The sequence below is a fragment of the Vibrio sp. 1288 genome (assembly GCF_033344475.1).
This window is the reverse complement of sequence record NZ_JAWPOX010000033.1, coordinates 15,583-36,499: the sequence shown is the minus strand read 5'-3', so window position 1 is coordinate 36,499 and position 20,917 is coordinate 15,583. Positions and strand designations below refer to the sequence as shown.

Genomic DNA, 20,917 nt, shown 5'->3' with positions numbered 1-20,917 from the left:
CGCTTACTTCACCAAACCTGTAAAGCCCATAAAGGCGAGTGACATTAAACCTGCTGTAATCATTGCTATTGATGCACCTTTAAAAGGTACAGGAACGTCGGCGGCGGCTATGCGCTCTCGCATGGATGCAAAAAGTATCAACACCAATGAGAAACCAACAGCGGCGCCGAAGCCGTAGATGATCGATTCAATAAAGTTATGGTTTTCATTAATGTTAAGAAGTGCCACGCCCAATACTGCGCAGTTTGTTGTGATCAGCGGTAAGAAAATGCCAAGCAAGCGATAAAGCGTCGGGCTGGTTTTGTGCACAACCATTTCGGTGAACTGCACCACAACGGCTATCACCAAAATAAAACTCATGGTTCGAAGGTACTCAATACCTAGTGGACGAAGGATGTAGCTTTCCACTAAATACGCACACACTGACGCGAGCGTTAGCACAAAAGTTGTCGCTAAGCCCATACCTATTGCTGTTTCCAGTTTTTTGGACACACCCATGAAAGGACATAGGCCCAAAAACTTCACCAGTACAAAGTTGTTCACCAGCACAGTGCCGACCAACAACAAAACATATTCGGTCATAGTTATTACGTTCTTAAAATCCGATCTTGATATTATCGTGTTTTGTGACACCAATAACAACCAGTGAACGATGTGGTTTTACATACACGATGGAAAAATAGTCGTCTAATTGATGTATTTTGATGAATCAATAAGAAATTGAATCGTTTGCTGAATGTATTGTTAGCGAGAGGATACTACCTATTAATTTTCATCTAATGTGTGATTTTAAAAAAAGCCCGCCTCTCCCAGGTAGAAAAGAGAAGCGGGCAATGCATATTTACAAGCTAATTATTTAAATCTTCTGAGTGCTTGATGGACTATGTTTATATCTTACTTGTGAAAGTACGAGTGATGACGTCTTGCTGTTGCTCTGTCGTTAGAGAGTTAAAACGTACCGCATAACCAGACACTCGAATCGTCAACTGAGGGTATTTCTCTGGATGTTCAACCGCATCCAATAACATCTCTCGGTCTAGAACGTTGACGTTAAGGTGTTGACCACCTTCAATCGCAATGCCCTCGTTGCTTGCTTCGTGATGGAAGTAACCATCCATTAGCGCGGCTAGGTTTTTCTTCTGACTTAATTCATCTTTACCCAATGCGTTCGGCACAATTGAGAAAGTGTAAGAAATACCATCTTTAGCGTAAGCGAACGGTAATTTAGACACCGATGCCAGAGACGCAACCGCCCCTTTTTCATCACGACCGTGCATTGGGTTTGCACCCGGCCCAAAAGGCATACCTGCGCGACGGCCATCAGGTGTATTACCCGTTTTTTTACCGTAAACCACGTTAGATGTGATTGTTAAAATCGATTGAGTTGGCACTGCTTCGCGGTAGGTGTGCATCTTCTGAATTTTCTTCATGAAGCGCTCAACTAGATCACAAGCGATGTCATCAACACGGGCATCGTTGTTGCCAAATTTTGGATAATCACCTTCGATTTCAAAATCAACGGCGATGCCATCTTCATCACGAACAGGTTTCACGGTCGCGTATTTAATTGCCGCCAAAGAGTCAGCGACAACAGACAGACCTGCAATACCACACGCCATGGTGCGGTGCACGTCGCGATCCATCAATGCCATCAGTGATGCTTCGTAGCTGTAACGGTCATGTGAGTAATGGATGATGTTCAACGCTGTGACGTATTGCGTTGCTAGCCACTCCAACATATTGTCGAAACGAGGCATCAAAGCGTCAAAGTCGAGAATTTCATCTTGAACTTTGTCCACTACCGGACCCACTTGCGCTTTCGATTTTTCATCGATACCACCATTGATGGTGTAAAGCAGTGCTTTTGCAAGGTTGGCACGTGCACCAAAGAATTGCATGTGCTGACCAACAATTTGCGGGCTCACACAACAGGCAATCGCGTAGTCGTCATTGTTGAAATCAGGACGCATTAGATCGTCGTTTTCGTATTGAACAGAAGAGGTATCAATCGACACTTTTGCAGCGTATTGCTTGAACGCTTCAGGTAATTGCTCTGACCAAAGAATCGTCATGTTTGGCTCAGGAGCAGGGCCCATAGTATGTAGTGTATGTAAGTACCGGAATGTCGTTTTAGATACTAGCGTACGGCCATCAACGCCCATACCAGCCATGGCTTCGGTTGCCCAGATTGGGTCGCCAGAGAACAATGAATCGTATTCTGGTGTGCGTAGGAAGCGAACCATGCGTAGCTTCATGATGAAGTGGTCAATCATTTCTTGCGCTTGTGATTCATCAATCAAACCGTTTGCGATATCGCGTTCTAGATAGACGTCTAGGAAAGTCGAAGTACGGCCCAGTGACATTGCTGCGCCGTTTTGCGATTTAACCGCCGCTAGGTAGCCAAAGTAGGTAAATTGGATCGCTTCTTGTGCTGTTTTTGCAGGTAGCGACATATCAATACCGTATTTCAGACCCATTTGACGAATGTCTTCAAGTGCTTGAACTTGATCGGCTATTTCTTCGCGAAGACGAAGTGTTTTCTCAAGATCGTTGCCTTGTTCTAAGAACGTTTGTGTTGAATTGTATTGTTCTTTTTTGTCTGCTTTTAAGAAGTCGATACCGTATAGGGCGAGACGGCGATAGTCACCAATAATACGACCACGGCCATAGGCATCAGGAAGACCCGTAATGATGCCGGATTTACGACACGCTAGGATTTCTTTGGTGTAAAGGTCGAAACACGCTTTGTTGTGAGTTTTACGGTATTCAGTGAAGATTTTTTCAACCGTTGGATCCAGCTCGCGGCCATAAACTTCGCAAGAGTTTTTGACCATGCGAATCCCGCCATTGGCGATGATTGCACGTTTTAGCGGTTGATCAGTTTGTAAGCCAACGATCTTTTCCAGATCTTTGTTGATGTAGCCTGCATCGTGGGAAGTGATTGTTGAGGGCAAGTCTGTGTCAAAATCAATAGGGGCGTGTGTGCGGCTTTCTTGTTTTATGCCTTCAAGCACTTGGTTCCATAATGCTGAAGTGGATTCGCTAACTTCAGCTAAGAAAGTCTCGTCTCCCTCATAGGGTGTATAGTTTTTTTGGATGAAGTCACGAGTGTTGACAGAGTTTTGCCATTCACCAGCAGTAAATCCAGCCCATGCATCTAGCATGTCAGTTGTCGGAATAGTCATAAGTAAATCCCTAAGTTATTGATAATTAGAATGGAGGCGACGAGTAGGACGGAACCATTCTTAACCCTTTTAATCGTATGGATTTATTTATTATGAGTAAAATGAATGCTTTTCATTTTTTTAATGATTAAATTGCATTAATAATAGATTCAACTATTTACGATTGTGTTTTGCTAGAAAAGAGACAGAATTAAATGTGTGGTGCTGTGAGAACACTATCTATGACAATGTTATGAGTTCTGTAATTTGAACTTTTTTCGGTGTGATTTTATGGCGCCTAGATTGGCTTAGATTTCATGGCGATTAAGATACAAAAAAAGCCGTGTCTTGCGACACGGCTTTTCTATAATCTGGCTCCTCCTGCTGGGCTCGAACCAGCGACCTGCGGATTAACAGTCCGTCGCTCTACCAACTGAGCTAAGGAGGAATTGCTTTGCTTGAAAGCGGGACGAATCTTACCGAGCACTTGTAACCTACCATCTAATATGAAAAACATAAGGAATAGATAGGATTTGGCCGAAATAAGTCGGAAGGCCACGTCTTTCAACGGCTGAGGATACTATCAGCTCGAAAAAACAAAATCCACTAGAAATGAAAAAAATCTGCTGAAATTTTTCTAGTTAGCGCAAAAAATGAGAAAACGCTCAAATTGATAAAGAGCATCCGATTTGGCGTTTAAAGCTCATTTAAATGTCTGTAGCTCTCTGAACCACACGGCCTACGATGCACAACTGATCTAGCTTGTCTTTTGGTACTTCGATTGGCGCGTAATCCTTGTTGTCACTGATAAGAGTCAGTGAACCGTCATAGCTCTTCTGGATTCTTTTGGCATAAAGCTCATCACCCAGGCGAACCACGTATATTTTGCCGTCAATAGGGGTTGTTGAATCCCTATCAACCAACAATGAGTCATTGTCCGTGATCGTGTCGGCCATAGAGTCGCCTCTCACGAACACAACAGCACAGCGCTCAGGGTTTAATCTCTTGAACTTAAGGTATTTCTTTCTGAAAGCCAGCCAGCGCTTAGGTTCCTGGTCAAATGCATCACACCCATTACCAGCTGAAACTTGGATATGGAAGCCTGGGACTAAGCAAAACTCCTCTTCAAACACTTCTACTGGATTGATAGGAGAAGGTTTAACGGGAGCAGCCTCAGCTACTTTGCCATCTCTACTGCTTTCTTTGCCTGTTGCCAACCAATCAATAGATACACCACAGGCTGAGGCTATCTTAAATGCTGTTTCTAGGTTGGGTATCGAGCCTTTAAGTATCTTTCTTAAAGCTCCTTCTGTTACTTCAGTACGCTTTGCGAACTGGCGTAAGCTTTCTTCGCCAATCAATTGTTCCAGGCGCACAGCTACCGATCCGATTCCTTCTGGCTGAATCGGATCATCGATCCGTTTTGTCATGTGAAGATCCGTTTTTAAAAATATCCAATCAAATCAAAGATATATATTTCTTTAATAGCTAAAGATCGCATTAATTGAAACGGATGCGTACTTTGGTGTTGAAATTAACTCCGGTACGCACTATTATCATTACCACAGTGCGCAGTGCGTACTGTAGTTCGTTTTAATTAAGAGTTCGCAGTGCGAACGAGAACAAGAGTGTAACTGAAAGCATGGATATAGTCACTGCAAGAGACATACATGCAGCTTTAATCCGCAAAGGTTATAGCTGTCGCAGTTGGGCTATCGAGCAGGGTTACTCGCCTAGGACGGTGCAGAAGTGTATTCAAATACATGCACCGGAATCCCAAAAGAAAATTAAGGGCAGAATTTACATGGATATTATGAAAAAGCTGTCTGAAACGATTGGGCATGATTTGGTTGGAGGTCCGCATGAATAAGGAATGGTTTACTCCAACTGAGCTAGCTGGGCTACCAGGGTTACCTAGTACCGATAGGAATGTAAGAACAAAAGCACAGAAGGAGCTATGGAAATCTCAGAAGCGTACCAAAGGTAAGGGCAGTGAATATCACATATCTTCACTACCACTAGAAACCAGATCTTACCTGCAAAAAATGATGGTTTCTAAGTTGGCTAAGTCTGATAAAGCCACACAAGAAGCCGTAAAAGACGTTGCATTATTCGAAGGTGGTGAGAAGCAGTCTGTTGCTTCGACTCGTCAAGCGAGAATGAAGTCAGCTATTGCCTTAAATAGCTTGCCTGAGTCTCAGCAGAACCGAGCTAACGCCAGAGCACGGATTGTAGAGTTGAGAGCTATGTTTCTGGAACCATTCAAACTGGCCAACAACTTAGTTGTAGGAGAGCACGAGTTCGTTAATGCATACAACAGCGGTCTGCTTGAGCTGGATAACTGGATTCTAAGAGAGGTATCCCAAGTCAGCTTCAGTACGTTGCGTCGTTGGAAAAAGCAGTTAGAGCAGGAAGGTATTGCACGTTTAGCTGGTAAGTATGAGTCCAATAAAAAATCAGGGCTTATCGAGCAACAACCAGAAATTCAGAATTACCTAATTGCGCTGATTACTAACAAACCTCACTTAGCGAAGCGACCAAATGTGATGCACAGAATGCTAAAGGAAAAGTCGTCTGCGTTCCCGCATTGGAATATTCCTTCGGCCAGCTCTGTTTGCCGTTGGCGAGATAAGTGGCTTGCGGGTAATGGGGCGAAGTTTACCAACTTGACCAACCCCGACGCATACAACAATAAGCATCGACCTCTATACGGGAAAATGTACCCATGGATCTCAGCTCCTAACGATTGCTGGGAGTTCGATAGTACGCCAACAGACGTTCAGTTAAACGTGGATGGCAAGCTGGTTAGACACAGCATCATTGCTGCGATCGATGTCTACAGCCGCAGAGTGAAACTATTGCTTGCTCCTACATCATCGTCAGAAGGCATTTGTCTGCTACTGCGTAAATGTATCCTCGATTGGGGCATCCTAAACCCTGGTGGTGTAGCTCGTACCGATAACGGGTCTGACTACGTTTCGAATCGAGTTAGTACCGTAATGCAGATGCTGGATTTGGATCAGTCGAGAGCTAATCCGTTCTCTGGTTGGGAAAAGCCATATGTCGAGCGATTTTTCGGGACGCTAAGCCGAGCTCTATTTGAGTTACTGCCTGGTTACATTGGTCACAGTGTCTCTGATAGACAGCAAATTGAAGCGGCGAAAGCTTTTGCTCAGAGAATTGGTGAAGGCAAGAAGAAGCTACAAAAAGAAGCGTTAGAGTTGGCATTAACCCCTGCTCAATTAGAAGAGGTCATGAACGATTGGCTAGAGCATCGATACAACCACACGGCGCACGAAGGGCTTAAAGGTGATACGCCATTTAACCGTTATGTATCTAGTGGCTACAAGCCAAGAAAACTGTCAGACCCGCACAGTATCGACCTTCTACTCAACTTTGTTGGTGAAGCAACCGTAATACGCGGCGGTGTGAAAGCACAATCAGTTAGGTACACAGCTCCAGAGCTAATGAATCCAGACTGGGACCGCAAAAAAGTACGCGTATTTTTGGACCCATCTGATGTTGGCTCCGCAACCCTTTACTCGTTGGAAGACATCGGCACTTACGTTGAAGCGGTTAACGATGAGTTGGTCGGTAAGAGCATCTCACCTGAGAAGTTCAGAGCAGCTCGTAAGAAGTTCAACAAAGAAATTAGCAACTTCCGAAAAAGTGCTAAGCGCCTGCAAAGTGAGTTCGGCATTGACACTCAATACGCTGAATCTCTGGCAGCTGATAAGGCCAAAAACAACCTGGCAGGGTTGGATCTACCAGCTGAAACGGTAGACAACCAAGTATTAGGCGCACTATCAAAAGCCAACAAAGCGAAGCACAAAGACACCTCTCGAAGTGAAGATGAGCTGGAGCGCTTAGAGATAGCAAGGCAGCACCTAATTCAACAAGAAGAACAGGTTCGAGAACAGAAAGGCATGGCAATCAGAAACATTCATGAGAAGGCGAAATACATTGCCAGTCAATCTCTTGAACGTGAGTTAACTGAAAAAGAGGAGGAATTCTTAACGAAGTATTTGAAGAACCCAGAGAACAAATTCAGCCGTAAGGCTATTGAAAATATTATGGCGCACCGCCGCCAAGCATGATGCGCCATATAAACACCGTCAGTAAAAGTTAAAACTTAAAAGTGCTATAAAGGAGTTTAGCAATGAAACCAGTAGTTGCACCAGTTAAAAACCTTCTTGCTACACAGATCGCATTAGAGATGTTGTTACAACGCTCATATGGCGTTCCTGGTATCGGTTTGCTGCATGGACCCAGCGGGCTAGGAAAGACCACAACAACAACCTACCTCTACAATCAGGTCAATGGCATTTATGTCAGTACCCGAGCGCATGATTCGACAAGCAGCTTGCTGCAACGAATTGTTGAAGAACTTGGCGCACAGCCAATGCATCGCATCAGCAAAAATGTGGACTTCATCATTGAGCAGATGAGTATGCACGAGCGCCCATTGTTCATTGATGAAGCGGATTACTTGATGAATGACAAGCGCCTGCTCGAAACCATTCGTGATTTATATGATGGTACTGAGGTACCAATCATCCTCATCGGGATGGACCAAATTGCACGTCGTATTAGCAGCCATAAACAGTTTTACAACCGTATTTCTGAATGGGTCGAATTCAAACCCGCCGACATTAGTGACGTCAGAACCATGGCTGAATCTCTGCTTGAGCATGATATTCAAGTTGAGGATGACTTGTTAGAGCACCTCCGCATGGCAACTGGTGGTGAGCTACGTCGAATCACTATTGGTCTGCAAAAAATTGAATCTCTAGCAATCGCCAATGACCTCGATCTTGTCACGCTCGATGCGTGGGGCGATCAGCCTTTCCACGGTATGAGAGCTTAGCGAGGGTGTTATGACAGAGCGACAGCTTGCTTGGTCGTATATCAAGCAGTTCGGTGGCAAGGAGTTCACCGGGATGCAGATAGTGCAGGCAGTAGAGTTAAACAATTCAAGAACCAAGAGCCTTATTTCAATGCTAGTTGAGTTAGGGCGAGTGGAGTTGGTGGATAAGGGGCCAAGCCTTTTAAAGAGTCGATATCGCGTTGTCGACCCTAGCCCAATTCCTAATCGGTTCTTAAAAAAGAAAAGACCGAATCGCCCCAAAGTAAATCAACGGTTATGGAATTCATGTCGAGTACTCAAAGTCTTTTCTCTTCATGACTTATGCGCGACGTCTTCAGCTGCTCTATCTACAGGACGTAATTTTTTACGTCCGTTAATGAAAGCGAAGATCATCCGCAAGGTTAATGGCCCAGACGGAGAGCTTTACCGCTTGAACGCTAACTTGAGTAGCGCATGTCCAGAAATTACGGCCGATGGAGTGATGATTAAAGGGCGCTTCTTTCCTTTTCAGGAGGAAACCTGATGAGTGAAAAAACTTGGTTGGATGCGTTAAAAGCAGAGATAGAAAAGCCTGGTAACTCTCAGAACAAAGTTGCGAAGGAGCTGGGCATCAGCACATCTAAACTCAGCCAAACGCTTCGAGGTGTTTATCCAGGTTCTGTGGAGGATATCCGAATCAAAGTTGAGGGTATGTACCTGACAAGGACAGTGACTTGTCCTGTCAAAGGTGACATCCCAATACACGAATGTGCAGATAATCAGCAGCGCCCGTTTTCTTCGTCCAACAGGGAGCGAGTACGGTTGTACAAGGCTTGTCGTTCAGGTTGTCCTCATTCGAAATTGGAGCAAACCACCAACACTAAAGCTATCAGCGTAGTTTCGGAAGAAAACGACATCTACAACCTGGATAACCAATTGGCGTTTTTGAAGAGAGAAGCAAAAGGCAACTCGCTTCGCTTAAACGAATTGCTGGAGGCGGAGTTAATAAAACTCGCAGCCAAATACAACCAGCTACTTTGGGCAGCGAAGTATAAAAAATAGCCAAAACAATAACCGAAGTGAATCAGCTTCCTCCTATATAAAGGAGGAAACTGGTTCACAAGGAAGGTGATTTATGACCATTACAACGAACACAATCAGCAACCAAGAAAGACAGGCTTCCCACGTTATCAAGAAGCTTCGCCACTACGGTTGCAAAGTAGTAGTAGCAATGAAAACACCACGCGGCGTGATTATTAATATCGAACAGCCAACGCCTGAAATGAAAGCTAGAGCCATCGAGATTAAACAGTTTTTAAAGGGCGTTTATTCCACGGTTTATACACTGCAGGTTGATGGTTGCACCGTGAACTGGAAGCAAGGAGATCTGCCATGTCGACTGCATTAAGTGCCCAAGTGGTTATCGACATATCTCTAGATACGGATAACAGCAAGCTGTGTTACACGGTTGTCACCAATGAAGGTGGTTGCAGCGGCATTAACCAGTTGGCTGAAAAGCTAACCAAAAAAGTCTTACTTGCGCTTCCTGAATGCGCCAAACCACAAGGAATTATCAAATGTCAGAAGTAGCAGTACCAGAAGGCTATCGCCTAAAAGCGAACGGCACGTTAGTGCCTGAATCACAGGTTAAAGATATTGATATCTTACGTGATGATTTGGTCACTGGAATCGTGGAGAAGGCCAAGGCCGCTCAACAAGCATTAGCTGAATTCAAAGCCATAGCAATGAGCCAGATTCGTGATTTTGTTGACCTGTCTGCAGAAGAATACGACGTGAAGTATGGCGGTACCAAAGGCAACGTTTCGTTGCTGTCGTTTGATGGCAAGTACAAGTTGATGCGTGCTGTGGGTGAGCACCGCGTATTTGATGAACGTATTCAAGTAGCGAAGAGCAAGATTGACAGCTGCATCAGTCGTTGGTCAGAAGGCGCAAATGACCACATTAAAGCGCTGGTGGAGCACGCCTTTCGAGTCAATAAGCAAGGCCACATTGATTTGAACTCCGTGCTCTCTTTACGCTCACTCAATATCGATGAGCCTGACTGGATGGAAGCCATGGAAGCGATTGCCGATTCAGTACAAGTCACGGGAACCAGTGCTTACCTGCGTATTTATGAGCGTCAGGAAAATGGCCAGTACAAGCAGTTCCCTCTCGATATCTCAAAGCTCTAAGGAATGACTCGATGATAAAGGAAAAAAGTAGCTATCCAGACTTTGCCGAGCATGCAGCCAGTTTAGAAAGAGTAGGTTATCTCAAAGACGCCGCTTTTGCCTGGCAGGTAGCAGCAAGCTATGCAGTTAAGCCGGAGAACCGCCACTGGGCAGAAAGTCGTTCTCAGTTTTGTGAGAAGTGGGCTTGGCGTTACGAGAAGGAGGCAGCATGACACAGTTTACCAGCCCTCATGACCAAGAGGCCGTAGAGAAAGAAATCGACCTTGCGCAAACACTGATTGAAATCGAAGGAACGGGATACCCAGACGATACCTATGAAGATGGTGTGATAGCCGCCCTGCGATGGGTGCAAGGGCGATGGTCCGCCCCAACCAGTGATGCCATAGAGCACTTAGAACGGTAGCCAATAGATGTATGTCCCCGCTATCGCGGGGATTTTTTTACCCAAAATTTAGGAAATATTATGTTTGAAGCAAAGTTAGTATGTGACGGTAACGGGTGTCATGAAGAGCTAGACCTCCGTATAGAACATCCAGACGATGGTGTGATTGAAGTTGAAAAGGCAGAAACTGGTAACGGTTGGGACTTTGATTGGGATGTAGGGTTTAGTTACTGCCCAAGCTGTAAATTGGCAGTGGAGGCGGAACGCGATGACTAACCAACGCAACCGCCTTATCCAAATCATCCATGTAGCCAAACGCGAGCTGGCTCTGGAAGATGATGTTTATCGCTTACTACTGGAAAGCGAAACGGGCAAAACCTCCTGCAGCAAAATGAACATCAAAGAGCTGGAACAAGTACTTTCGGCACTAGAAACCAAAGGATTTAAACGCACATTGCCTAAAGGTAAAACACCATTTAAACGCCGTTTAAGCCCTAAGTCAGGTAAGTCGAAAAACACCATTATTGATAAGTGCCGTGCCATTTGGATCTCGATGGCAATCCATGGTTTTGTTCGTGACCGCTCTGAAAGTGCGCTAGATAAATACACTCAGCGCATCCTTAAAAATCAAAAAGACAAAGTGGATTGCATTGCCTGGTGTGATGAAGACCAAGCTACGCAGGTACTAGAAGCACTCAAGCGCTGGCACCGCCGCGTCATGATAGATGACATGACTTTAAAAGGGTGGTGCATCCCTATTAACGCCAAAACATGTAAGCCAGCTGGTTACGCCCTATTAGTTGAGGCTTATCAGAACAATCTCGATAAGAACAAGGAACTTTCAAAATGAATTTTAAACAAGTGATACAAGCCATCATCAAACACACTATTGAAAATAAAAGAATTAGCATCGATATCGTTGGCGAAGCTGGGGACACCACAATCTCGTGTCAGGAACTCGGAATCATAATTAATGGCTTAGATAATGTTGCAGAAGCATCAGGAACGCTAATTGAGAGTGTATCGACTTCCGTGTTAGAGCATGGCGTGGAGTTCGCGATTACAACTGAAGGTGTAGATACTAAGATCATGGAACAGTACTCAAACCCCAATTTTGAAGGATCAATTTCTATTCAGTTCAACCTAGCTATAGACGCATTACATTAGGAGGTTCTGAATGAAGTTATCGAGATGTCCTGTTTGTCATGCCAACTTGCACCTAGAGGCGCTGGTTCAGGATGATGCAGGTCGAGAACTTTTGGGAGAGGTGGCAAAGTTGCCTGATTTTGTCGCCAAACCTATGTTGAGTTACTTGGGGCTGTTTCGTCCGGCCAAGCAGGATTTATCCAATGCGCGAGCGGTGAAGCTGTTGCGAGAAGTCTTGGAGAAGTATCGAGCAGACCACGTCCTGGCGTCGGCCTTAGCGGAAACGGTAAGCAAGATTCATGAAAAACGTTCTAGCTATAGCGATTCAAAACCCTTGGCAAACCACAACTACCTAAAGCAGGTCTATCAGTCTGCAGCCACGCGTTTAGGAGGCTCTCCAGATGGCAAGCAATCAGGGCCGCAAGTGAATCAGCCAAAAGATGATGGTTCAGCTTGGTACTTTGAACAGGCCGAACGCATGATCAAGGCAGGGCAAGACCCGTTAGGTAAGGAAAGCTCTATTGCTAGTCGATTGAAAGAACTTGACTGGCAACCTTAAAAATCCATCTACCTTTTACTCAAGCCACTCTTCGGAGTGGTTTTTTTTGTGGTTGAATTCTTGTTTTCTTAGAACACGTTCTATTGTGACGCTCAAATCAGTTACTATGCATTTGGTTACTATTCAAATGGATGTGTTTTAATGAAAAAGTCAATATTACTTTTGCCTGTATTCTTATCTGCCTGTGCAACTTCGCCAAGTGTCCATTGGGTCGCAGATAGTTCAGTTGACGAGTTTACCGATGAATCTCGCTGTAAAGTGACAGTAGGCTCTGTCTATACAGGCAATAGTGTTTACTCTGAGGTTGGCAAGCTGTATCCATTTGTTGAGCAAGTGGATGGAGAACTGCGAGTTGGTGTTATGAGCGGTGGTAAATACCAAGTTCCGGTTGGCACGGTACAACTGCGAGTTGATAGCAACAAAGCTTGGACAATCACCAATGCAGAGACGCCAGTAGACAAGAGTCTCGACTTCACATCGATGAGCAGCTATTACGAAAACCTGCCTGAAGACCAACAACAAATTGTTAAGTCCGCTATCGAGACTTCAAAACAGGCAACTAACCAAATGTTCCAGCCTTATACCGCGACTACTGGCGACAAAGCCAGAGCAATTCTCAATGAAATGCTGCGAGGCAAAACAATAATTTACCGCTCTGAAGGTGTGACAAATTCGGGCACAACAGGAAAGTATGAGTTGGATGAATCCCTATCTGCTGCCTTAAAGAGTTGTGGGATTAGAGTTTAGTAAATTAGTGATTAGCTCTTGAACACTTGGTATATCTACTAGAAGAGCTACATGGAGATTAAATAGAACATGCAAATTGATGAGTTATATTCGTTAACAAAATGGTTTATCGATAATATTCAACCGTTGAACTTACCAAACGTATTGTCTAAAGCGTCAACCGCGATAAAAAATACTAAAGCCACAAAGCCGCATGAGTTAAATAAAGTAGCAAAAGAAAGGTTGTCTGGAGTCGTTACCTCTCTCCAACGTATAAACTATGAAGGGCTAACAGTTAACCAAAGGCGTTGCTTAACTCATCTAGACTTGAACTCAATACTCATGGAAGGTGCTATCCGTCACTATGAAGTATTGTTTTCAATGACTGAAGACGATGCAAATTACGTCATTACGACATTAGATAGTTACGTTAAGATATTGCAAAAAGCTATTACATCGTTGAGTCAGATTCATAGTCAACTACCAGTGGTGTTCGACAATGATATTTTATTCCCAGTAAAAGTCCCTGCAGGAAAGGTATTAACTCGTATTACGTTTCATAATGAGGCAACTATCAATAACCTAGTGGAGTTTAATCATTGGGCTAAGAGTTGGAACATGATTGCAAGGGGGTTCTCTATGTCCATAGGAGAATCCCCGGAAACTTTTGAAGTAGTCAATGCTGATAGAGGGTCTTTTATCATAGACCTAGTTGCTGGTGCAGCAGCGATGAAAATCGTTTTTGAAGCATTAAAATCATTCACTGACCTAGCTATTTCTGTAACGGACCTGACCATCAAATTAAAGCAAGTCAAAGGGCTGAAAAACTCAGTATCAAATGATATTTACAACCAGTTTGTTGAAGAAGCCAGGAACAATATAGAGGCAGAAGAACAGCGGATCGTTGAGAAGGTTATCGAAACTTTACAGGCAAAAAAACTTATTAAAAACCCAGAAGCGAAGAATGAACTAGCTCGTGCGATTAAAGAAATGTACAAGTTCAATTCTCAAGGGGGAACTATGCAGTGTCTTGCCAGTAATGATGATACTTTTGATGAAGAGTCAATTAAGCAACTCAACGAGTCATATCACCAACTTCAAGATAAATCTGAGCTGAAGCTTATTGAGGACAAGAAGGCTGATAAAGACGGTTAACTAAAATGACTTTCGACGATCTTTTCTCAGGTAACTTCCTCTTGAGGATCATTTTCACTGTTTCATACTTCCCATATGAAGTGGGAGGGTGTGAAGATGGCTCAACGAGAAATGTTCAGTGATGAAGAAATTGATAGCAAGGTGCTAGACCATATTGGTGACTTACCAGAAGGCAGTGCAGCTTGGCCTGCAATGCTTTTGGAACTGCATGGTGTTGTGGCCAACGAGCTAAAGCAAGCTGGCATCGAAACCCCTGACTTACCGTTAAAGGTGGTGATGAGCATCGGTGAATACATGGGCGGAATGCAGGTGTACTTACCACGTGGTGACAAACTCAAGCAGCAAATCCGCGATATGGAGATTTTCAACGAGTTCAATGGCCGCAATGTTCCCCAGCTAGCCAAGCGTCATCACCTGACCAGCAAAACCATCTACGAAATCATTGCCAGGATGAGACAAGTAGAAATCCAGCGCCGTCAATTCAGCCTATTTGAATAACCAACGCCTCCAACTCTGGGGGCGTTTTTTTACCTGATCTTTTTTCAACTCTCCATTGTTGCGGGTGAATTCCTGCTCCCCACCAACCCCAATCAAAATGTTCATGACAATCAACGAAATCTATGCAATTCGTGAGGATATGAGCATGCCAGAAAGCCCACAAACTTTAGTTCTTTACCGTCGAGGCTTTGAACACGGCACCTTTGGTGTGCTGTGTGATGAATTCGGCAATGAAATCTGCAAAACCATTGAGCGCCCGTGGAAGGACAACGCGCCGATGATTTCTTGCATTCCTGATGGTCAATACGACCTGGTGCCTCACCAGAGTCCTAAGTTCGGCAAATGCTACGCCCTAGACGGCGAAGAGCAAGGCGTCACTATCTGGGGACCATCGCAGCGCACTCACATTCTTATCCATGTGGCGAACCGTGTTGACCAACTGCAGGGCTGTATCGGTGTGGGGTTTGATTTCGGAGTCCTTAAAGACAGACAAGGCCGTAATCAGTGGGCAGTACTCGATTCTCGCTCAGCCTTTAATCACCTCATGCACAAGCTGGGTGGCAAGCCAGCCAAGCTGATCATTAAGTCGTAGGTGCAACATGGGGCGCAATTGGGATTGGTCATATCAACGTGGGCGAGAAAAACGGCTTGAGTCCGAAGAACAGGCTCAACACAACAATGTTGCTGTGCCTTCACGTCCACCGTTACACAGTCACGATGCCACCCTGCAATCCTATTTTAATCGCGGCTGGAAGAGCATTACGCCAGCCGACATTCATATCCATTTGGGCCTGGTGAAAGCGCCAAGTTCGTCAAGCCCGTTAGATAAACTCAGGGAGATACGCTCATGTCACTTTCAACAATAGCTGCACTGGCTTTACAGGTCGGCCCTGCCGCCATTCGTGGCATTTCTGCGTTGCTTGGGGGCAACAACGCGGCTGACAAAGTTGCGGATGCCGTGGAAGTTGCTCATCGAGAACTGACAACGACAGACGCCAAACAAGCAGCAGTGAACCATTGTCTTGAAGCGTTGCCACCGGAACAAAAGCTAGAGCTAGAAACGCTTCGTGTTCGTCTTGAACAAGAGCTGACTGAACGCGCCAAAATCGCAGCCCAAGACCGCCAAGCCGATCACCATGAAACTCAAACTACCATTCGATCGAGCGACACAGCGACAGACAAAGTCGTGCGTTGGTCGCGTCCACTGATGGCACTGGTCAGCTGTGGCTCGGCGAGCTATTACCTGATCACAACTCCATCACCTGACTTAACCGTTGCCTCGCTACTGCTTGGTTTAGCTGTGACTTACATGGGCCTACGCCACCGTGAGAAAGATAAAGGGCTGACTCAATGAGCGATTGGATCGACAAGTCGGTCGAGAAGCAACACAGCGAGTTGGAGCGGTGTATCAATAACGCAAGAACGAAGCGCGGGCAGGGCATACAGAAAAAAATTGCTGATGTTGTTATTTGCGCAGAATGCCTGGAGCCAATCCCGAAAGCCCGATTAGCCATTAAACCGGACGCGACGCATTGCGTGGAATGCCTGGCTGAAATGGAGGCACCGTGAAGCCTGAATCGTTGGAGTTAATCCGAACCTTTACCCCTTGGGTCATGAGTGGCATCACGCTTGGCTGGATCATCGTGGTGTTTGTGCTCAAAAAGACTTACGCCAAAACCGAAGACCTGATTGCCGTCAGGCAGGAAATGACAGCCATGCACGCGAAAGTGGATGCCTTACCTGGTCATGAAGAAGTAACCCAGCTGCGCATTGAACTCTCTGATGCAAAGGCAGAAATCCGAGAACTAAGGGCCGAGCTTAAACCCGTTAACCATCTGGCTCAGTTGCTACTCGAAAACGAACTAAAGGAAAGAAACAATGGCAATGGCTGAACTTCTGCAGCAAGACCGACGGTTGGTGATGCTGCGTATTCTCAATGAATCAGTGGGCTACACCGCCAACGATAGTGTGCTCGACCACAGCTTAGATGCGTATGGTCACCTAGTCAGTCGTGACACCGTTCGCGCCGAAATCTACTGGCTCGAAGAGCAAGGCTTAATCTCTACCAAAGACATCAATGGCACCTTAGTCGCTACTATCAAACAGCGTGGGATTGATATTGCCACTGGGCAAGCGGTTCATCCTGGTGTGAAACGTCCAAGCCCATAAAAAGCAGGTGAGTCTATGTCAGAGCCAATGAAGATTTACTTGTTGTGGGTGGCGTCTTATAGCGCGTTCCAATACGCGAAGTTTCGTTATTACATCCGTTGTCGCCCGATTATTCGCCCGGCGTTGTCATCGTTTACTCGTCGTTTAAGAGGGCTTTATGAGCGATTCAAAGAAACACACTAAGCACCGCGTCAGTAAAATTGACCAACTGCCGGATGAACTTAAAAGCCAGTTAAACATGCTGTTGCGTGATGGCCGAATGAGTCAGGAGCGTATCCGTACGCTGATTAATGATGAAATCGACCAGAAAGGATTATCCGAAGACCCTGAATACATCAAGCGCAATGCGATGAGCCGCTATGCTCAGTCCTTTCGCAAAGGGATGGAGCGTTACGCCCAGGCGCAAGAGCTAACCAAGCAATGGGTAGGTCAGTTTGGTGAGATGCCCCAAACCGATATTTCCCGCGCTCTGATTGAGATCGGCAAGTCGCACATCTTTGAATTCCAGATGGACAAGCTGGAATCAGACCAGCCTATCGACCCAAAAACGATGGGGCAGCTGGCTCTCGCGATTAAACGTCTGCAAGAAGCTCAAACGGGCAGTGTGAAGTTAGAACAGGAGATTCGCAAACAAGCCTTTACTGAAGCTGCTGATAAAGCGGAGGCGGTAGCGAAGAAAGCCGGCTTAACGTCGGATACCGTCAAGATGCTCAAAGCAGAACTACTGGGGATTAGCTGATGGGAGCGCTTGATCTCAAATCCATCTCACAAGATGAGCTCGTCGCTTTTGATAAAGATGAGTTGCTGCTCGGTTACCAAAAGCGTTGGATTCAAGATGACTCGGTACTCAAGATCGCGGAGAAGTCACGCCGTACAGGTTTAACTTTTGCGGAAGCGGCAGACTCGGCATTAACGGCAGGTACAAGCAAGACCGATGGCGGCTCTAACGTCTTTTACGTTGGCTCGAACAAAGAGATGGCGCGGGAATTTATTGATGCTGTCGCCATGTGGGCCAAGATGTTCGATAAAGCTGCTGGCGAAGTACAAGAAGACATTCTGAATGATGAAGACAAAGACATCCTCACCTTTGTTGTCTACTTCGAATCAGGCTTTAAAGTTCAGGCGCTATCAAGTAACCCATCCAACCTGCGTGGTATGCAGGGCACAGTTATTATCGATGAAGCAGCGTTTCATGATCGCTTAGCCGAAGTGTTAAAAGCCGCACTGGCTCTGACCATGTGGGGTGCAAAAGTCCGCTTAATCTCCACCCATAATGGCGTGGACAACTTATTCAACCAGCTCATCCAAGACAGCCGGGCAGGAAAAAAACGCTATAGCGTGCACACCATCACGCTCGATGACGCCTGTGCGGAAGGCTTGTATCAGCGCATTTGTCAGATCCAAAAGGTTGAGTGGACCCAAGAAAAAGAAGACGAGTGGAAAGCGAACCTGCTCAAAGATACTGCCACTGAAGATGATGCGCTCGAAGAGTATTACTGTGTGCCGAAAGCCTCCAGTGGGCAGTACGTGCCTATCGTTCTTATCGATGCTGCTATGAAGAGCGGTGCAGCATGCCTTGAGATTGAAGCACCTAAGAACTTCATGGAGTGGCCGGAGAGTGCTCGAAACCTGTTTGTGCAGCACTGGAATGAAACCGTCTTACAGCCAGAACTGGACAAGCTCAACCCCCAGCATCGTTTCTCGTTTGGGGAAGACTTTGCACGCCGTGGTGACTTGTCGATATTTGTGCCACTGGGTGAGCGCCGAGATCTGACCAAATACGTTCCTTTCTATGTTGAGCTGCGCAACATGACCTATGACGCTCAGCGTCAGGTGATGTTCTATCTGTTGGATCGCCTGCCACGTAAGCGTGGTATGGCCTACGATGCGACGGGTAACGGCGGCTATTTGGCAGAAGCAGCAGCACTCCGCTACGGGACTGAGATGGTTGACCAGGTCTCACTTAATGACCCTTGGTATCGAGAGTGGATGCCAAAACTTAAAGCAGAGTTTGAAAGCCAGAACCTAGATCTGCCACGCAATGAAGATGTCAAAGGCGACCTTTGCCATATCCAGGTGGTGAACGGGGTGCCGAAAATCGACAAAGGCAAGACCAAAGGCCAAGACGGTAAGCAGCGCCATGGTGACTTTGCTGTTGCGCTTGCCATGGCCGTTCGCGCCAGCTGGATGGAAGGCAGTGCCATCGAATTTACTCCGCTCCCCAATTCTAACGACGATGACTATGACGACTACCATGCGTTTGAACGTGGTGCCTGGTAGCAAACAGGCAAGGAATACTTATGGCTAAACGACAATCAAATATCGTGGACTTATGGGGCCGTCCTATTGAGATGGATGTGCTTGATGAGCCACAAACCAAAACAGACGCAAAGTTGGCAACGCTGCATCGAGAATTTGCTGACCATCCATCTTCTGGTTTAACACCGGCTAAATTGGCTCGCCTAATGCGCGATGCTGAGCAGGGCGATTTAAAGGCACAGTGTGAATTAGCGGAAGATATGGAAGAGAAAGACGCCCATATCCAAAGTGAGTTAGGTAAGCGTCGTATGGCGCTGCAGGGCATGGACTGGAACATCAAACCACCACGTAACGCTACAGCCCAAGAAAAAGCCGATGCCGAATTGATTCAGGAAATATTGGAAGATGCGACCTGGCTGGACGATGCCATTTTTGATTTGAGTGACGCGACCTTAAAAAGCTTTTCCAACATTGAGCTGGATTGGGAATATGAAGGTGGAGTGCACTATATCCAAAACGTGCATCATCGCGATCCTTCCTGGTTCAAAACTCACCCTGACGACCGTAACCAACTGCGTTTACGTGATGGCAGCCATGAAGGGGCTGAGCTGCAGCCGTTTGGCTGGATACGCCATACCGCCAAAGCAAAATCAGGCTATCTCACTCGCCGTGGTTTGGTGCGTGTTTTAGCTTGGCCGTTCCTGTTTAAGAACTACAGTGTGCGCGATTTAGCAGAGTTCCTTGAGATTTATGGTTTGCCAATCCGTCTGGGTAAGTACCCGGAGGGCGCGACCGAGCCAGAAAAAATGACCTTGATGCGTGCGGTCATGAGCATTGGCCATAACGCTGGTGGCATCATTCCTAAAGGCATGGACATTGATTTCCAAAACGCGGCAGATGGTCAATCTGATCCGTTTATGGCAATGATAAGTTGGTGTGAAAAATCTCAATCGAAAGCGATTCTAGGTGGTACGCTGACCTCTCAGGCCGACGGCAAAGCCAGCACCAATGCGCTGGGTAATGTGCACAATGAAGTAAGAGAAGAGATCCGTGATTTTGATTTAACCAGACTCGCGGCCACGCTGACACGTGATGTGGTGTATCCACTTTATGCGCTGAACGGTAAAAGCTATCAGCACCAGCGTCGTACGCCTCGCTTCGAGTTTGACCTAACCGAAGCGGAAGACCTGAAGCATCTATCCGATTCGTTGCCTGGCTTGGTTGGTCTTGGTATGCGAGTCCCTCTGCAGTGGGCACACGATAAAACCCAAATCCCGATGGCGAAAGATGGCGAAGCAGTACTGAGCGCATCAGCATCAACACCACCAGAGCCAAATGTTCCTGGCAAGGTCACCAATCAAGCCGCGCTCAAATCTCAATCAGATAAAGATGTCGTCGATGACCAGCTCGCCAATCTACACAGCCAGTCTGCAACGTTATTGGAGGGAATGATTGAGCCGGTGCGCGAGTTAGTCGAAAACGCCACGTCGCTCAAGCAGCTGCGCGACGACATCCTTGGCTTGCAAGGGCAAATCAGTATCGATGAGTTGGGTGAAATGATGGCACAGGCCATGGCCGCCGCAGAACTGGCTGGTATCAATGATGTTGAGGATGGGAAGTGATGAGAGGTTTTCGTCAGCGTAAGCTAGGTCGATTGGTCACAGCGCTATCCAATAACTGTAAGCACTATGGTGTCGTGCATCGTCACTACCAGCGAGCGCTCGATTTAGCGATTGATGAATTCAGAAATACACAAGCGCAATGCCATGGTCACAGCAGAACTTGGGAGGGTGGGAATTGATAGTTACTGAATGGACATTA

General features: G+C 46.1%; 30 protein-coding genes and 1 tRNA gene. 27 read left to right on the top strand and 4 right to left on the bottom strand.

Going from position 1 to position 20,917, the window contains the following annotated elements:
* Positions 1-3: 3 nt before the first annotated feature.
* From rsxA to R8O11_RS19920, 4 genes are all read right to left on the bottom strand, one after another.
* The gene (gene rsxA, locus R8O11_RS19935) at positions 4-582 is read right to left on the bottom strand and encodes an electron transport complex subunit RsxA (protein WP_005380762.1); all 579 of its coding nucleotides are present in this window, start codon (positions 580-582) and stop codon (positions 4-6) included.
* A gap of 305 nt (positions 583-887) precedes the next feature.
* Complete coding sequence (gene pflB / locus R8O11_RS19930; RefSeq protein ID WP_054576231.1) at positions 888-3,185, bottom strand: formate C-acetyltransferase; 2,298 nt, start codon at positions 3,183-3,185, stop codon at positions 888-890.
* Positions 3,186-3,536: 351 nt separating this feature from the next.
* Positions 3,537-3,612: transfer RNA gene (locus tag R8O11_RS19925), tRNA-Asn, on the bottom strand.
* Between the two features lie 259 nt (positions 3,613-3,871).
* Positions 3,872-4,594, bottom strand: coding sequence for a helix-turn-helix transcriptional regulator (locus R8O11_RS19920; RefSeq protein WP_318194386.1), 723 nt, complete (start codon positions 4,592-4,594; stop codon positions 3,872-3,874).
* Between the two features lie 432 nt (positions 4,595-5,026).
* Between R8O11_RS19920 and R8O11_RS19915 the strand changes: the two genes are divergently transcribed.
* From R8O11_RS19915 to R8O11_RS19785, 27 genes are all read left to right on the top strand, one after another.
* Positions 5,027-7,261 carry a DNA-binding protein gene (locus R8O11_RS19915; protein WP_318194385.1) on the top strand — a complete coding sequence of 745 codons (2,235 nt, stop codon included), beginning with the start codon at positions 5,027-5,029 and terminating at the stop codon, positions 7,259-7,261.
* A gap of 62 nt (positions 7,262-7,323) precedes the next feature.
* A complete protein-coding gene (locus R8O11_RS19910) occupies positions 7,324-8,031 on the top strand; it encodes an AAA family ATPase (protein WP_153645786.1) in 708 nt (235 codons plus the stop codon).
* A 10-nt stretch (positions 8,032-8,041) separates the two neighbouring features.
* Positions 8,042-8,554 carry a hypothetical protein gene (locus R8O11_RS19905; protein ID WP_169636991.1) on the top strand — a complete coding sequence of 171 codons (513 nt, stop codon included), beginning with the start codon at positions 8,042-8,044 and terminating at the stop codon, positions 8,552-8,554.
* Positions 8,554-9,072, top strand: coding sequence for a helix-turn-helix domain-containing protein (locus tag R8O11_RS19900; protein ID WP_212577563.1), 519 nt, complete (start codon positions 8,554-8,556; stop codon positions 9,070-9,072). The genes R8O11_RS19905 and R8O11_RS19900 overlap by 1 nt, the downstream gene beginning before the upstream one ends.
* Before the next feature lie 73 nt (positions 9,073-9,145).
* Complete coding sequence (locus R8O11_RS19895; protein ID WP_025636973.1) at positions 9,146-9,418, top strand: hypothetical protein; 273 nt, start codon at positions 9,146-9,148, stop codon at positions 9,416-9,418.
* Positions 9,403-9,600: a hypothetical protein gene (locus R8O11_RS19890; RefSeq protein ID WP_318194383.1), complete on the top strand. Its 198-nt coding sequence runs from the start codon at positions 9,403-9,405 to the stop codon at positions 9,598-9,600. The genes R8O11_RS19895 and R8O11_RS19890 overlap by 16 nt, the downstream gene beginning before the upstream one ends.
* Positions 9,588-10,202, top strand: coding sequence for a DUF3164 family protein (locus tag R8O11_RS19885; protein WP_025636975.1), 615 nt, complete (start codon positions 9,588-9,590; stop codon positions 10,200-10,202). Before R8O11_RS19890 ends, R8O11_RS19885 begins: the two co-directional genes overlap by 13 nt.
* An 11-nt stretch (positions 10,203-10,213) precedes the next feature.
* On the top strand, positions 10,214-10,414 hold the full coding sequence (locus tag R8O11_RS19880) for an ANR family transcriptional regulator (protein ID WP_115206382.1): 201 nt from the start codon (positions 10,214-10,216) through the stop codon (positions 10,412-10,414).
* Positions 10,411-10,605: a hypothetical protein gene (locus tag R8O11_RS19875; RefSeq protein ID WP_115206381.1), complete on the top strand. Its 195-nt coding sequence runs from the start codon at positions 10,411-10,413 to the stop codon at positions 10,603-10,605. The genes R8O11_RS19880 and R8O11_RS19875 overlap by 4 nt, the downstream gene beginning before the upstream one ends.
* 60 nt (positions 10,606-10,665) lie before the next feature.
* Positions 10,666-10,860, top strand: a complete 195-nt coding sequence (locus R8O11_RS19870) for a hypothetical protein (protein WP_318194382.1) — start codon at positions 10,666-10,668, stop codon at positions 10,858-10,860.
* The gene (locus R8O11_RS19865) at positions 10,853-11,434 is read left to right on the top strand and encodes a regulatory protein GemA (protein ID WP_318194381.1); all 582 of its coding nucleotides are present in this window, start codon (positions 10,853-10,855) and stop codon (positions 11,432-11,434) included. The genes R8O11_RS19870 and R8O11_RS19865 overlap by 8 nt, the downstream gene beginning before the upstream one ends.
* Complete coding sequence (locus tag R8O11_RS19860; RefSeq protein WP_281190253.1) at positions 11,431-11,751, top strand: hypothetical protein; 321 nt, start codon at positions 11,431-11,433, stop codon at positions 11,749-11,751. Before R8O11_RS19865 ends, R8O11_RS19860 begins: the two co-directional genes overlap by 4 nt.
* Positions 11,752-11,761: 10 nt before the next feature.
* A complete protein-coding gene (locus tag R8O11_RS19855; protein WP_318194380.1) occupies positions 11,762-12,289 on the top strand; it encodes a hypothetical protein in 528 nt (175 codons plus the stop codon).
* A 141-nt stretch (positions 12,290-12,430) separates the two neighbouring features.
* Positions 12,431-13,036, top strand: a complete 606-nt coding sequence (locus R8O11_RS19850) for a hypothetical protein (protein WP_203519029.1) — start codon at positions 12,431-12,433, stop codon at positions 13,034-13,036.
* Positions 13,037-13,105: 69 nt separating this feature from the next.
* A complete protein-coding gene (locus R8O11_RS19845) occupies positions 13,106-14,170 on the top strand; it encodes a hypothetical protein (RefSeq protein WP_203519028.1) in 1,065 nt (354 codons plus the stop codon).
* Between the two features lie 96 nt (positions 14,171-14,266).
* Positions 14,267-14,668, top strand: a complete 402-nt coding sequence (locus R8O11_RS19840) for a Mor transcription activator family protein (protein ID WP_031831645.1) — start codon at positions 14,267-14,269, stop codon at positions 14,666-14,668.
* Positions 14,669-14,813: 145 nt separating this feature from the next.
* On the top strand, positions 14,814-15,260 hold the full coding sequence (locus R8O11_RS19835; protein WP_203519026.1) for a DUF5675 family protein: 447 nt from the start codon (positions 14,814-14,816) through the stop codon (positions 15,258-15,260).
* A 7-nt stretch (positions 15,261-15,267) separates the two neighbouring features.
* A complete protein-coding gene (locus R8O11_RS19830; protein WP_276435077.1) occupies positions 15,268-15,534 on the top strand; it encodes a hypothetical protein in 267 nt (88 codons plus the stop codon).
* The gene (locus R8O11_RS19825; protein ID WP_203519025.1) at positions 15,516-16,022 is read left to right on the top strand and encodes a hypothetical protein; all 507 of its coding nucleotides are present in this window, start codon (positions 15,516-15,518) and stop codon (positions 16,020-16,022) included. Before R8O11_RS19830 ends, R8O11_RS19825 begins: the two co-directional genes overlap by 19 nt.
* Positions 16,019-16,237, top strand: a complete 219-nt coding sequence (locus R8O11_RS19820; RefSeq protein WP_318194378.1) for a TraR/DksA C4-type zinc finger protein — start codon at positions 16,019-16,021, stop codon at positions 16,235-16,237. The genes R8O11_RS19825 and R8O11_RS19820 overlap by 4 nt, the downstream gene beginning before the upstream one ends.
* Positions 16,234-16,560, top strand: a complete 327-nt coding sequence (locus R8O11_RS19815; RefSeq protein WP_081280737.1) for a DUF2730 family protein — start codon at positions 16,234-16,236, stop codon at positions 16,558-16,560. Before R8O11_RS19820 ends, R8O11_RS19815 begins: the two co-directional genes overlap by 4 nt.
* The gene (locus R8O11_RS19810; RefSeq protein WP_170890453.1) at positions 16,547-16,837 is read left to right on the top strand and encodes an ArsR family transcriptional regulator; all 291 of its coding nucleotides are present in this window, start codon (positions 16,547-16,549) and stop codon (positions 16,835-16,837) included. The genes R8O11_RS19815 and R8O11_RS19810 overlap by 14 nt, the downstream gene beginning before the upstream one ends.
* 15 nt (positions 16,838-16,852) lie before the next feature.
* Entirely contained in the window at positions 16,853-17,020 is a 168-nt protein-coding gene (locus R8O11_RS19805; protein ID WP_169566927.1) for a hypothetical protein, read from the top strand.
* Positions 16,995-17,576 carry a DUF3486 family protein gene (locus R8O11_RS19800; RefSeq protein ID WP_276406584.1) on the top strand — a complete coding sequence of 194 codons (582 nt, stop codon included), beginning with the start codon at positions 16,995-16,997 and terminating at the stop codon, positions 17,574-17,576. Before R8O11_RS19805 ends, R8O11_RS19800 begins: the two co-directional genes overlap by 26 nt.
* Positions 17,576-19,117, top strand: a complete 1,542-nt coding sequence (locus R8O11_RS19795; RefSeq protein ID WP_318194377.1) for a terminase large subunit domain-containing protein — start codon at positions 17,576-17,578, stop codon at positions 19,115-19,117. Before R8O11_RS19800 ends, R8O11_RS19795 begins: the two co-directional genes overlap by 1 nt.
* Before the next feature lie 20 nt (positions 19,118-19,137).
* The gene (locus tag R8O11_RS19790; protein WP_318194376.1) at positions 19,138-20,718 is read left to right on the top strand and encodes a DUF935 domain-containing protein; all 1,581 of its coding nucleotides are present in this window, start codon (positions 19,138-19,140) and stop codon (positions 20,716-20,718) included.
* Positions 20,715-20,897 carry a hypothetical protein gene (locus R8O11_RS19785; protein WP_318194375.1) on the top strand — a complete coding sequence of 61 codons (183 nt, stop codon included), beginning with the start codon at positions 20,715-20,717 and terminating at the stop codon, positions 20,895-20,897. Before R8O11_RS19790 ends, R8O11_RS19785 begins: the two co-directional genes overlap by 4 nt.
* The last annotated feature ends 20 nt before the right edge of the window (positions 20,898-20,917 follow it).